Here is a 12,674-nt window from a genome sequence, read left to right as displayed (position 1 = left end):
ACCCCGCCCCGGACGGGTCAGTTGCCGGTGCGGGCCCCGGTGACCTGGAAGGCGGCGCGCTCGCTCGGCGGGACGAAGTCGCGTACCGGCTGGTCGCGCAGGGCGGCGCCGAGCACCTCCCCCACCGCGGTCACCATCCGGGCCTGCACCGCCTGACCGACCGCGTCACGCGGGTCGTCGGGGTTGGCCGCCATCGAGGCGACCGCCAACTGGGGGGTGAAGGCCACCACCGTCTCCGTCTCGTACCGGTCGGAGCTGCCGGTCTTGCCGGCCACCGGGCGGCCCAGCCGGGAACGCAGGTCGGGCGCGGTGGCACCGTCGCACTGCCCGTACATCGACTGGTCGCCCACCGGGCAGCGGGCCGCGTCGGCCGCCGCCCGCGCCACGTCGGTGTCGAGCACCTGTCGACAGTCCGGCTTGGCGGCGTCCACCGGCCGGCCGGCCGAATCGCTGATCGAGATCACCGGCAGCGGCGCGCACCACGTCCCCTCGGCCGCCACGGTGGCGTACGCCGTCGCCAGGTCCAGCGGGGTCGTCGCGGACACGCCCAGGGTGAACGGGCCCCAGTCCTTCGCGCCGTAGCGGGCCAGCCGCTCGTCGGAGTCGGCGCGCAGCACGATGCCGAGCCGCTCGGCCATCTCCACCACCCGGTCCGCGCCGACCCGTTCGGTGAGCCAGGCGAAGTAGGTGTTCACCGACCGGCCGAACGCGGTCCACATGGTGCGGGGGCCGTCCATCCACGAGGGGTTGGCGTTCGACGGGCACCAGCGGCCGTCGCAGCTGCCCTCACCGGTCGCCTCGAACCGGGTGAGCAGCTGGTTCGGCGCCGTGAACTCGGTCGACAGCGGCCGGCCGGACTCCAGCGCGGCCAGCATGGCGAAGAGCTTGAACGTCGAGCCGCCCTGGTAGCCGTCGATGGCCCCGCCGCCGGCGACGAGTTGGTTGACCGTGTTCGGACGGTTCTTCTGCCCGACCGGGTTGTCCGCGACGCTGTAGTTGCGGTTCACCGACATCGCCAGCACCCGGCCGGTGCCGGGCTGCACCACGGCGGTCGGCACCGCCCGCGCCTCGGTCGGACGGTAGATCTTCAGTACCTGCTCGGTGGTGGCCCGCTGCACCGCCGGGTCCAGTGACGAGACGATGGAGAAGCCGCCCCGGCGCAACGTGCGCCGCCGCTCGTCGGCACTCGACCCGAACGCCGACTGGCTGCTCCACCAGCGGGTGAACCAGTCGCAGAAGAAGCCCCAGTCGTTGTGCCCGTTGGGCACCCCCGTGCAGTCGCTCGGCGTCTCGCTGGGGCGCAGCTGCAACGGCTCGGCCTGCGCGGCCGCCGCCGCCTCGGCCGGCACCTGACCGGTCTCGACCAGCCGATCGAGCACGTACGTCCGTCGGCCCAGGGCGCTGTCGGCGTCCCCGTTGATCGGGTCGTCGCTGTCCGGCGAGCGGACCAGCCCGGCCAGCAGCGCGGCCTGGGCCAGGGTCAACTCGGCCGGCGAGCGGGAGAAGTAGCGCTTGCTGGCCGCTGCGATCCCGTACGCCCCGCCCCCGAAGTAGGCGATGTTGAGATAGCGGGTGAGGATGTCCTCCTTGCTCAGCTCCCGCTCCAGCGCCAGCGCGTACCGCATCTCCTGGAGCTTGCGGGCGGTGGTGACCTCGGTGGCCGCCTGGCGCTGCCGCTCGGTGAGCCGGGGGTCGCTGCTGAGCACGTTGCGGACGTACTGCATGGTCAGGGTGGAGGCGCCCTGCCGGGTCTTGCCGTCACGCTTGTTCACCGTGAAGGCGCGCACCACACCGCGCAGGTCCACCCCGCTGTGCTGGTAGAACCGGACGTCCTCGGCGGCCACGATGGCCTGGCGCATCACCGGGGCGACCTCACGCAGCGGAACGTCCACCCGGTCCTCCTGGTAGAAGGACGTGATCAGGGTGGTGCCGTCGTTGGCGTAGAGGTTGGAGCGCTGGGCGGTGGGCGGCGTGCGCAGATTGCTGGGCAGCTCCGAGTAGGGCGTGGACAGGGCGCTGAAGCCGATTCCGAAGACCAGGGCCGCGGGTAGGGCGGCTCCGGCCAGCACCAGACCGGCCAGCACACCGGCGATCACCACGGTCATCAGTTTGTCGAGTCGGGCCCGGATCATCAGCTCTCCCCGCAGGAGCCGGTCACGCTAGGACCCGTTCAGAATGACCCGGAACGCCCCCTTTCGCCCCTGGTTTCCCCCAAAACCCGGAGGAAACTCGCAGGTCGCTCAGGGCAGCAGCGCGGCGGCCAGCGGGTGGACCGTCTCCTCGATCTCGTCCGCGACCCGGGTGAAGCACTGGTCGCCGCGACCCCAGGGATCGTCGAGATCGTCGGTGGGCAGCGCCGAAGCGCCCAGCCGGTTGTCGTGCGCCGCCGCCACCAGGGCCACGCCCCGGGCGTACACCGCCTCCGGGGTCGGCTCGGCCGCCGGCAACGCGGCGGCGTCCACCGCGGCGAGCAGCCGGCCGAACTCACCCAGCACGAAGGTGCGGGCCGCCGCGTCCGGACGGAGCGCGACCACGTACTCCTGCTGGTCGGCCGTGGCCGTCAGGACCAGGTCGGCGGCGTCGATGTGGTCCGAGCGCAGCTTGCGCGCCGCGAACCCCTCGACGGCGCCGCCACGGTCGATGACCTGCCGCGCCGCCGGCGGGTTCATCTCCTCGCCCGCGTGCCAGCCGCCGGTGCCGGCGCTGTGGCTGTGCACCAGCTCCTCGGCGGCGGCCGGGTCCTGCGCACGCCGGGTCAACCGCTCCCGCACCGCGAGGGCGAGCAGTCGCTCGGCCATCGGCGAACGACAGATGTTGCCCATGCAGACGTGCAGGACGGTGAACGGGGGCACTCAGGCCCCCTGGACGTCGAGGAGGTCCGGCACGACGTCGCGCAGCTTCTCCAGCGGGATCGCGCCGGCCCGCAGCAACTGCGGCACCTCGCCGGTCAGGTCCACGATCGTGCTCGGCACCGGATCCGGGCAGGGCCCGGCCTCCAGGTACGCGCGCACCGAGTAGCTGAGCTGATCACGTGCCTCCTCGGCGGTCACCGCCGCCGGCTGGCCCGTCTTGTTGGCCGAGGAGACCGCCATCGGGCCGGTCTCCCGCAGCACCTCCAGGGCAACCGGGTGCAGCGGCATCCGCACCGCCACCGTGCCCGTCTTGTCGCCCAGGTCCCACTGGAGGCTCGGCGAGTGCTCGACCACGATCGTCAGCGCACCCGGCCAGAACGCCTCCACCAGGTCCCGTGCTGCCGTGGGCAGCGAGAAGACCAACCCGTCCAGGGTGTGGCGCGAACCGATCAACACCGGCGGCGGCATCTGCCGGCCCCGGCCCTTCGCGTCCAGCAGCGCCTTGACCGCGTAGGGCGTGAACGCGTCCGCGCCGATCCCGTAGACGGTGTCCGTCGGGAGGACGACCAGCTCGCCGTTCTTGACCGCCTCGATGGCCGCAGCGATGCCGCGGTCCCGATCGGCGGGCGATCGGCAGTCGTAGAGCATCACGAGGAGTCAGTCTGCCACGCCGGCCCGGACGCGGTGTGCTGGCCGTCCGCCCGTCGGGACGCGGTGGCGTAACGAGGGCGGCCGGTGAGGTCCGGATGTTCCGTGACGGCCTCGAACCGGCCGTCGGAGGCGAACAGCGCCGGCACCGCCACGTCGTGCGTGTCGTCATGCTCGACCCCGATGACGCCACCGGGGCGCAGCAGCGCCGCCGCCCGGCTGATCACCGGCCGGATCACCGCCAGACCGTCCAGGCCACCGAAGACCGCCTCCGCCGGATCGTGCGCGGCCACCTCCGGCGGCACCACCACCTCCACCGGCACGTACGGCGGGTTGCAGAGCAGCACGTCCACCCGTCCCACCAGGTGCGCCAGCAGGTCCGGAGCCGTCACGTCGGCCTCGATCACCTCGATCGGCCGGTCGCCCGCGGCGGCCCGCTCGGCGGCGTTGCGGCGCAGCCACGCCAGTGCCGCCGCGGACCGCTCGACCGCGATCACCCGCGCGCCGGGCAGCTCCTGCGCCACCGCCAGGGCGATCGCGCCGGTGCCGCTGCACAGATCCACGACCAGCGGCTCGGGTCTGCCCCGGCCCTGCTCGACACCCCAGCCCGCCAGCAGCTCCGTCTCCGGACGGGGCACGAAGACGCCCGGACCGACCGCCAGGTCCAGATGCCGGAATCCGGCCCGACCGGTCAGGTGCTGCAACGGCTCCCGACCGGCGCGACGGCCGACCAGCTCGTCGAGCCGGGCCAGCTGGGCGTCGTCCAGGTCGTCGGCGAGCGCCAGCCGACCCCGGGGCACCCCCAGCACGTACGCCGCCAGCAACTCGGCCTCCGCGCGCGCCGGACCCACTCCGGCGGCGGCGAGCGCCCGCGCCGCGCGGGCGAGCGCGGCGGACGGACGGGTACGGCCTGTCCCTTCGGGGGGGTGTTGCGGCAGAGTGGTCACGCGACAATCATGAGGCGTCACGGACGACGCCACGAACGGGTGCGTCAAGACGCACACGGCAGGAGGTTGTGGGTGGGCTGGCTCGACCGGGTCGAGGACCAGGTTGACACCCTCACGCAGGCGCGGGCTTTGCAAGAAGCAAGTCGCTCCGCGGAGTCGTACGCGTTGCTGGAGCGGGTGATCCGCACCACCACCGACCCGGCGGCCCGTGCGGACGCCCTGGTGCAGCGCCTCTCCGCGCTGATCAATCTCGGTCGGACGGCGGAGTTCACCCGGGCCATCGAGGAGGCGTCGGCCGCCGTTCGCGATCTCGCCGAGCCCTATCTGCACGGGCACCTCAACGCGCTGGCCGCGCTCGCCGCGCACCATCAGGGCGCGCTGGACCGCTGCGTCACCCACCTCGTCAAGGCCGCCCGGGCGCTCGGTGCCGTGGAGGACCCGGACCGGGACACCGCGTGGGGCTGGCACGACCTCGCGATGGCCTACAGCTACCTCAGCTTCCACGGCTACGCCTTGGGCGCGATCGAACGGGCGCGGCAGCTCGGGTTGACCGCCGGCATCCCGGAGGAGACGTTCGCCGCACCGGGCATCCGGCTGCGCAACGCCGTGGCCCTGGACCACAACGGGGACAGCGACGGCTGCCTGCGGGTGCTGCGGGACGTCGCTGCCGACCTGGTCCGGTTCGTCCGCAGCGGGCGGGCCGGCCGGCTGCGCCCGAGCAGCCTCGCCGCGTACGGATACTCGGCGGCACGTCAGGCCGCGCTCGGCGACCCGCTGGAGCCGACCGGCGAGACCCAGCCGTCCCACCTGCTCAGCCATGGCGGGGACAGCGCCCGCGCGCGGGACATGCGACAGCTCGGCATGGTCTGCCTGGCCGTCGCGGACGGTCGGCCCATCGAGGCGGTCGCCCGGCTGGACACCATCCGGGTGTCCACCGAGACACTCGGCGCGGCCGAGCCGGCCCGGCTACGCAGCATCGCGCTGGCCCGCGCCGGCGACCACTCGGCGGCGCACCGGGCGGACCGGCTGGCGTTCCGGCTCGCCGCGCAACGCAACGACCGGCTGCGGGACGTCTACATCGACGGCATCGCCGCCCGGATCGACCACGAGGAGATGCGTCGGGAAGCCGCCCGTTACGAGGGCGAGGCGCTGACCGACCCGCTCACCGGGCTGCCCAACCGACGCAGGCTGGAGCGGTACATCACCGCTGTCGTCACCCGGGGCGAGCGGGTCGTCATCGGCGTCTGCGACCTGGACGGCTTCAAGGCGGTCAACACCCGCCACGGGCACCACTCCGGCGACCTGGTGCTGCAACGCGTCGCCGGGGTGATCAACCGGGTGATGCGCCGGGGTGACTTCGTGGCCCGCTACGGCGGGGACGAGTTCGTGGTGGTGCTCCCGGAGACCGGCATGACCGAGGCCGCCGAGGTGGCCCGCCGGATCGAGGCGGCGGTCCACAACGAGGACTGGGAGTCCCTGGTGCCGGGCACCCCGGTCGGGGTGAGCATCGGCTTCGCGGAGGTCTCCGGCGGCGGCGGGCTGCGCGACGCGCTCAGCGTCGCCTTCGAACAGGCCGACCGGGAGATGCTGCGCGCGAAGTCCCGCCCCCGCGCAAGCTGACCCCCTCAGGGATCGCGGGACTCGGGGTCGATCAAGGACTTGAGGTGCCTGACAAAAGGCTCACGGTGCGACAACCGACCCACCAGGACTCCATGATCGACGGGAGACCGTGGGCCGGGGAGGCTGCCAGGGGTGCGGTTAGCGGCGCGTCAGTTCGGTGTCGCCGGCCAGCCGGGCGGCGCGGTCGGCCTCGGCCAGCGCGTCCAGCACCCCGTCCAGGTCGCCGGCGAGCGCCAGGTCCAGGTTGTACGCGGTGTAGCCGATCCGGTGGTCGGTGATCCGGTTCTGCGGAAAGTTGTACGTGCGGATCCGCTCCGAGCGGTCCACGGTGCGCACCTGGGCCTTGCGGGCGTCCGAGGCGGCGGCGTCGGCCTGCTCCTGCGCGGCGGCGAGCAGCCGGGCCCGCAGGATCCGCATCGCCTGCTCCCGGTTCTGCAACTGGGACTTCTCGTTCTGACAGGAGACGACGATGCCGGTCGGCAGGTGGGTGATCCGCACCGCCGAGTCGGTGGTGTTCACCGACTGGCCACCCGGCCCGGACGACCGGAACACGTCGATGCGCAGCTCGTTGGCGTCGATGGTGACGTCGACGTCCTCGGCCTCGGGCAGCACCAACACCCCGGCCGCGCTGGTGTGGATCCGGCCCTGCGACTCGGTGACCGGGACGCGCTGCACCCGGTGCACGCCGCCCTCCCACTTGAGCCGCGACCAGACGCCGTTCCCACCCTCGGGCACGCCCTTCGTCTTGATCGACAGCGACACGTCCTTGACGCCGCCGAGATCCGAGTCCTGCGCGTCGATCACCTCGGTGATCCAGCCGTGCCGCTCGGCGTACCGGGTGTACATCCGCAGCAGGTCCCCGGCGAACAGCGCCGACTCCTCGCCGCCCTCGCCAGCCTTGATCTCGACGATCACGTCCTTGCCGTCGTGCGGGTCACGCGGGATGAGCAGCTCGGCGAGGCGCTCCTCCAGCACCGGCAGGGACGCCGCGATCGCCTCGGTCTCGGCCGCGAACGAGGGATCCTCGGCGGCCAACTCGCGGGCCGCGGCCAGGTCGGCGCGCGCCTGCTCCAGCTCACCGGCGGCCTTGTGCAGCGGCACCAGCTCGGCATACCGGCGACCCACCCGGCGCGCGGTGGCCTGGTCGGCGTGAATGGCCGGGTCGGCCAGCCGCTTCTCCAGCTCCGCGTACTCGTCGAGGAGGCCGGCCAGACGCTCGCTGCTCATGCTGCGGATGCTCCTTCGAGGGTGCGGGCGCCGGCCGGGCCAGGCGAAAACCGGGTGGAACGCGGACGGCGCCCGCGTCCGGTGCGAAACCGGACGCGGGCGCCGAACGGGAAGTTACTTGGCCTTCTTGGCCTGAACCTTGGCGTACTTCTGCTGGAACTTCGCGACCCGGCCGGCGGTGTCGAGAACGCGCTGCTTACCGGTGTAGAACGGGTGGCAGGCGCTGCAGGTCTCGACGTGAATCGCCCCGCCCTTGGCGGTGCTGCGGGTCGTGAACGTGTTGCCACAGGAGCAGCTGACCTCGGTGGTCACGTACTCCGGGTGGATGTTTGCCTTCATCTCGCCTCGGTCCTCTCGTTGGTGGTCGCCGGGTCGCCGTCATCGCTCGTCGCGCCGTACGCGACGGGCTCGGGCGTGAACCGGAACCGGTGGCCGATTGACCAGTGTGCCATGGGCCTGAGCCGACCCGGCAAGCGGGCCGCACACCTCGTCCGGCATCGTCAACACATGCCTCCCCGTCCGCATTCCCGCCGCCCGGACGGGCATTCGTCCACCCGACGAACCGCCGTCGCGTGCCCCGCCGGGGGTACACCCGTCGAACCCGAGGGGCCCCGATGACCCGCCTGATCGCCACCCGGGGACTGCCCGCCTCGGGCAAGACGACGTTCGCCCGCACGCTTCAGCCGTCCGTCGTCCGGGTGAACCGGGACGACCTGCGCCGGATGCTGCACGGCGAGCGGCTCTTCACCCAGTGGGCCGAGGCCCAGGTGACCGTCGTGCAGCGGGCCCAGGTCGAGGCGTTGCTGCGGGCCCGGGCGGACGTCTGCGTGGACGACACCAACCTGCGCTCGCGGACGCTGCGCGACTGGGCCGAGCTGGCCGCCCGGCACGGCGCGGACTTCGAGGTGCACGACTTCACCGACGTGCCCCTTGACGAGTGCCTGCGCCGCGACGCCGCCCGGCCGGCCGCCGACCAGGTCGGCGCGGACGCGATCCGCCGGCTGCACGAGCGGTACCTGGAGGGTCGGGAGTTGCCGTTGCCGGTGCCGCAGGCCCGCACCGGGCGCCCCGCCGTCGTGCACCCGCCGTCGACCGAGCCACCCGAGATCGTCCTGGTGGACATCGACGGCACCGTCGCGCTGGCCGTGTCCCGCAGCCCGTACGACATGACCCGGGTAGGCGAGGACGAGCCGAACACGGCGGTGATCGCGGCGGTCCGGGCGATGCACGCGGCCGGGTACGGGGTGGTCTTCTGCTCCGGGCGGGACGCCTCCGCGCGGGCGGCCACCGAGGCGTGGCTGGCCGGCAAGTCCGGGTCCCCTACCTCGGCCTGCACCTGCGTGCCGTCGGCGACTCCCGGAAGGACTCGATCGTGAAGCGGGAGATCTACGACCGGGAGATCCGGGACCGTTACCGGGTGGCCGGCGTCTTCGACGACCGTGTCCAGGTGGTCCAGATGTGGCGCGGCCTCGGCCTGACCGTCTTCCAGGTAGCCGACGGCGACTTCTGAAGTGTAAGGAAGGGCACCTTATTAACGCCTCCGGTAGAGCAAGGGTCCCCTATTAACACCCGCCCCGCCCAGCGGGCCCGTCCGCGCCCCCGGCGTACGGGCGTGGACGCGGATGAACCCGAGTGTTAAAAAGGGCCCCTTCCTATGCAAAAAGCGATAAGAAGGGGCCCTTCCTTGCACTCAGTGGGCGGTTAGCCTGATGGCGGCGTTTGCGACGACGCCGTTGACGGTGACCATCAGGCGGATGGGGGCGCCGGGGCGTAGCGCGGTCAGGGTGCCGGTGGCCGGGTCGAAGCGGGCGGTGTGCCACGGGCGCACCCCGGTCGCCGAGCCGATGTGCACCCCGGGCGAGGCGGACCAGTCCGCGCTGACCGGTGCGGCCACCGGGACCGTACGCCCGCCGGGTTGGGTAAGCGAGGCGGTGACCGTCGCCGGGGCGCCGACCGCGACGCTGGCCGGGGCATTCAGCGCGAGCCGGTCGGTGTGCGCGTGGAACTCCGCGTCCACCCAGCGTGGCCCCTCGGCGAGCGGGTCACGACGGGCCCGGTCGGCCTCGGCCGGGGTGACCGGGTCGACCCCGAACTCCGTCCAGCCGGTGAAGCCGCCCTGGTCGGCGGGGGTCGACGGCGTCTTGCCCGAGTTGCCGTTGATCACATACGGCACCCCGTCGACCCGGTCGGCGTGGAAGGTGCCGACGTGCCCGCCCACGAACAGCGCGCCCTTGCCGGTACGGTGCTGGAAGTCGGCCAGCCACTGCTCCAGCAGCGCCGCCTCCTTGCGGTCACCGAGCTGGCTGGCCTGCGCCGGGCTCGGGTCCCGCGCCGGGTGGTGGTGCAGGACGACGACCGAGCCGACGCGCGGGTCGGTGGCCGCCGCGTCCAGCGTCTCGCGCAGCATCCGCACCTGGTCGAAGCCGCCACCGCGCAGCGTCCCGGTGGACGAGTTCAGCGTGACGAATCGGGTGCCGGCGTGGTCGAACACCCGCGAGGTGGCGCCGAACGCGGCCTCGAAGTTGCTGATCGGGGCGCCCATGATCTCGTGGTTGCCGGGGACGTAGTACCAGGGCAGCGCGTCGCCCAGCTCCTCGTCGAGGATGCGCCGGGCCAGCGCGAAGTCGGCCGGGTAGGCCGTGTCCACGAAGTCACCGTTGATCAGCAGGAAGTCCGGCCGGGCGGCCTTCACCTCGCGCAGCGTCCGCCGGGCCTGGGCGACCAGGTCGCTGTCCGGGTCGGCGGCGACGAACTGGGCGTCGGAGAGCACCGCGAACCTCCAGGGGGCGCGGTCCACCGTGCCGTCGCGGACCACCACGCGGTCGGTGCGCGGGGCCACTGCCGGCACGTCGATTGTCGGCGGCACCTTCGCCACCAGGTCATCGATGATCACTTCGCTGCGGTACTGCGCGGCGGCGTTGGTCTCGGCCACGTAGAAGCGGCGCACCCGTACCGGGTACTGCACCCCGGCCGGCACCGCGAACTCCACGTACCGCCAGCCGGTCCAGGTGATCAGCGGGCCGCGCAGCACGTGCTGGGTGTCCTGCGCGTCGTGCAGGTGCAGGCTCGGCCACTCCCCGGTGCCGTTGCCGTGGATCCACATGCCGAACGCCTGCGGCTGGCCGGGCACCTCGATCCAGGCGGGTGGGTCGGCGTACGCGGCCCGGGTGCCGGTGGACTGGCTGAAGTCGTACGACATCTTCAGGCCGGTGCCGGTGTGACCCGGCGCCGGCGCGACCGAGCCGCTGGCGCGGGCCTGGCTGAACCGCCAGGACGTCGCGTCGTCGAAGCCGGCGACCGGCACGTCGGTCAGCCCGACCGTGACCGGCAGGACGGTGCTCGTCCGTCCGACACGGACGGTCACCAGGGCGGAGCCGGTGTCGCGCAGCGCGGTGACGGTGAGGTTGCCGTCCCGGTTCGGCGTGATCCGCAGCAGGTCGCGGTCGTAGTCGAGGGTGAGGTCCGCCGGCTCGATCGGCGCGGTGTTGCCCTCGGTGTCGTAGCCGACCACTCCGACCAGGGCGTTGCCGTCCCGGCCGGTCAGCCCGATGCGTGGCACCGTGGCGCCGAGCCGGGTCAGCGGGCCCAGGACGGTCAGGCCCAGCGAGCCGGTCGCCCGCCCTCGTGCGACGGTGACCGTGCTGGTTCCCGGCGTGCCGGCGTGGAAGACCCCGTCGCGGTCGACGCGGCCGCGTACCGCCGGGGTCGCCCGCCAGGTGGGCGCACCCGCCGCCGGGCCGTACGTCTCGTCGTAGCCGGCCGCGGTGAGGGTGCGGGTCAGCCCGGAAAAGACCCGGTCGGGCCGGCCGCCGCGCACCGGGGAGACGCCCGGGGCGGCGGTGGGGTCGCTGGCCGTCTCGACCCAGTAGCCGGTGAGCCGGCCGCTGCCGTTCGGCGCGTAGATGGCCAGGCCGTTGGGCACCGCCCGTTCGCTGCCGTCGGAGGGGCCGTTCTCCACCTGCACGGCCGACGCGCCCGGCTCCCGGGCCAGCAGCGTGGACGATCCGCCACCGTCGAGGTTGAGCGCGTCCCGGGCGCCCAGCTCGGCTATCATCCGGCCCATCTCGGTCTGCGTCACGCCGCGGCTGTCGACCTGCCGACCGTCCACCGTCAGCATGATCATCTTTCGGCCGTCGGCGCTGAACCCGACAGCCGTACGCGGGGCGAGGGTCGCATCGGCGATGCTCTGCACGACGCCGTCGCGGACCAGGACGTTGCCGCCTCCGACCGCCGCGCGCAGGGCGCTCCCGTCGGACGACTTCGGTCGCCAGGTCACCGAGACCGGGTCACCGACGTGCAGCCCGGCCAGTGCGTCCGCGCCAGCGTCGCGGCCGAGCAGCACCGTGGTGCCGGCGACGACCGGGCCGCTGCCGGCCACACCGGCGACCGCGGCCACCCGGCCGCCGGTCACGGTCACCTCGACCACCCGGGCCGCGCCCTCCACGGCCCGCTGCCGGGAGTACGTCCCCCACAGCTCGGTGAACGCGCCGATGCCGTCGGCCTGCACCATGTTGTTGAACTGGGTCAACGCCACCGGCCCGGTGGGCAGGGCGGCGCTGCCGTCGAAGTTCACCTCGACCACCCGACCGATTCCGGTGGCGGTGACCGCCACGGCGTTGCGGTGACCGCCGACCGCCGACTGAATCAGCTCGCCGTCGCGGATGCCGACGCCCTGCGCGGCCCCCGAGTTGTTGATGTCGAAGAAGTCGCCGTTGACCGCGGCGACCGCCCGCGTGTCGTCCACCGCCTTGCGCAGCGGCTCGGCCCGGCTGACCGCACCCGAGTTGACGTAGTCGACCGTGGACCCGCCGGCGAGGTCGGTGGTGAGCGCGTCGGCGCGCAGCCAGCCATCGGCGTCGTACCTGTCGAAGGAGGTGAGCTGCACGCCCGGCGCGACCGGACGGCTTGCCTTCGTGGTCTCCAGGCCGCCGGCCGGCTCCAGCCCGCCAGCGGCGGCAGCCGCGGCGGTCGCGGCCGGGTCGGCGGCGAGGCTTACCGAGTCGGCCGGGTGGGACGACGCGGCCGGCGCGTCCTCGACGGCGGTGGCCGGGAGCGCGGGCGGCGACGCCACCGGCCGGGCGGCCCCGGACGGCGCCGGCGGCGCGGCGGTGGCCGGCGGCGACACGGCCAGGGCGAGCAGCGGCGTCAGCAGCAGGACACCGGTGCGACGGGCGGATCGTCTGCGGGTACGCATGGACGACAGTCAACCCGGCAATGAATAGAAGTTTCAAGACCTGTCGACTGAACCGAAGGAAAATTCCGCCAACCCCCGACTCCTGGCCCCCGCCGAACCCCCTCTGGTGGCGTGCGAGCAGGGCCGGCCGCAAACCTCTCGTTCCCCTTTGCTCTGCTTCAACGGACGCAACACAAAGCGCCCCGA

General features: G+C 73.2%; 10 protein-coding genes. 3 read left to right on the top strand and 7 right to left on the bottom strand.

The features are described from left to right. Positions 1-17: 17 nt before the first annotated feature. The 4 genes from OG505_RS32605 to prmC all read right to left on the bottom strand — a co-directional run bounded on the left by OG505_RS32605 (position 18) and on the right by prmC (position 4,447). Positions 18-2,132, bottom strand: a complete 2,115-nt coding sequence (locus tag OG505_RS32605; protein ID WP_405429844.1) for a transglycosylase domain-containing protein — start codon at positions 2,130-2,132, stop codon at positions 18-20. A gap of 108 nt (positions 2,133-2,240) precedes the next feature. Then, positions 2,241-2,852 (bottom strand): phosphotyrosine protein phosphatase, encoded by a 612-nt coding sequence (locus OG505_RS32600; RefSeq protein ID WP_405429842.1) that lies wholly within the window; start codon positions 2,850-2,852, stop codon positions 2,241-2,243. Next, positions 2,853-3,500 carry an L-threonylcarbamoyladenylate synthase gene (locus OG505_RS32595; RefSeq protein WP_234588740.1) on the bottom strand — a complete coding sequence of 216 codons (648 nt, stop codon included), beginning with the start codon at positions 3,498-3,500 and terminating at the stop codon, positions 2,853-2,855. Beyond that, entirely contained in the window at positions 3,500-4,447 is a 948-nt protein-coding gene (gene prmC, locus OG505_RS32590; protein WP_405429841.1) for a peptide chain release factor N(5)-glutamine methyltransferase, read from the bottom strand. Before prmC ends, OG505_RS32595 begins: the two co-directional genes overlap by 1 nt. 72 nt (positions 4,448-4,519) lie before the next feature. Between prmC and OG505_RS32585 the strand changes: the two genes are divergently transcribed. Next, entirely contained in the window at positions 4,520-6,067 is a 1,548-nt protein-coding gene (locus OG505_RS32585) for a diguanylate cyclase domain-containing protein (protein ID WP_405429839.1), read from the top strand. Positions 6,068-6,205: 138 nt separating this feature from the next. Here OG505_RS32585 and prfA read toward each other — a convergent pair whose 3' ends face one another. Next, the gene (gene prfA, locus OG505_RS32580; protein WP_405429837.1) at positions 6,206-7,294 is read right to left on the bottom strand and encodes a peptide chain release factor 1; all 1,089 of its coding nucleotides are present in this window, start codon (positions 7,292-7,294) and stop codon (positions 6,206-6,208) included. Positions 7,295-7,408: 114 nt separating this feature from the next. Further along, entirely contained in the window at positions 7,409-7,633 is a 225-nt protein-coding gene (rpmE, locus tag OG505_RS32575; protein WP_007464546.1) for a 50S ribosomal protein L31, read from the bottom strand. Positions 7,634-7,908: 275 nt separating this feature from the next. On the opposite strand from rpmE, the gene OG505_RS32570 reads away from it, so the two are divergent. Further along, complete coding sequence (locus tag OG505_RS32570) at positions 7,909-8,670, top strand: AAA family ATPase (protein ID WP_405429836.1); 762 nt, start codon at positions 7,909-7,911, stop codon at positions 8,668-8,670. Continuing rightward, positions 8,667-8,804 (top strand): hypothetical protein, encoded by a 138-nt coding sequence (locus OG505_RS32565; RefSeq protein WP_405429834.1) that lies wholly within the window; start codon positions 8,667-8,669, stop codon positions 8,802-8,804. The genes OG505_RS32570 and OG505_RS32565 overlap by 4 nt, the downstream gene beginning before the upstream one ends. Positions 8,805-8,984: 180 nt before the next feature. Here OG505_RS32565 and OG505_RS32560 read toward each other — a convergent pair whose 3' ends face one another. Further along, on the bottom strand, positions 8,985-12,488 hold the full coding sequence (locus tag OG505_RS32560) for a phosphodiester glycosidase family protein (protein WP_405429833.1): 3,504 nt from the start codon (positions 12,486-12,488) through the stop codon (positions 8,985-8,987). Positions 12,489-12,674 lie beyond the last annotated feature (186 nt).

The sequence above is a fragment of the Micromonospora sp. NBC_00617 genome (assembly GCF_045161355.1).
Classification (GTDB): Bacteria; Actinomycetota; Actinomycetes; order Mycobacteriales; family Micromonosporaceae; genus Micromonospora.
Note: the sequence above shows the minus strand (reverse complement) of the source record. Positions and strands in the feature narration are given on the sequence as shown.

What these genes read in the sequence shown, in the direction of transcription:
- OG505_RS32595 (WP_234588740.1), bottom strand. Translation starts at nt 3,500, where the DNA reads ATGCTCTACGACTGCCGATCGCCCGCCGATCGGGACCGCGGCATCGCT.
- OG505_RS32605 (WP_405429844.1), bottom strand. Translation starts at nt 2,132, where the DNA reads ATGATCCGGGCCCGACTCGACAAACTGATGACCGTGGTGATCGCCGGT.
- OG505_RS32560 (WP_405429833.1), bottom strand. Translation starts at nt 12,488, where the DNA reads ATGCGTACCCGCAGACGATCCGCCCGTCGCACCGGTGTCCTGCTGCTG.
- OG505_RS32570 (WP_405429836.1), top strand. Translation starts at nt 7,909, where the DNA reads ATGACCCGCCTGATCGCCACCCGGGGACTGCCCGCCTCGGGCAAGACG.
- prfA (WP_405429837.1), bottom strand. Translation starts at nt 7,294, where the DNA reads ATGAGCAGCGAGCGTCTGGCCGGCCTCCTCGACGAGTACGCGGAGCTG.
- rpmE (WP_007464546.1), bottom strand. Translation starts at nt 7,633, where the DNA reads ATGAAGGCAAACATCCACCCGGAGTACGTGACCACCGAGGTCAGCTGC.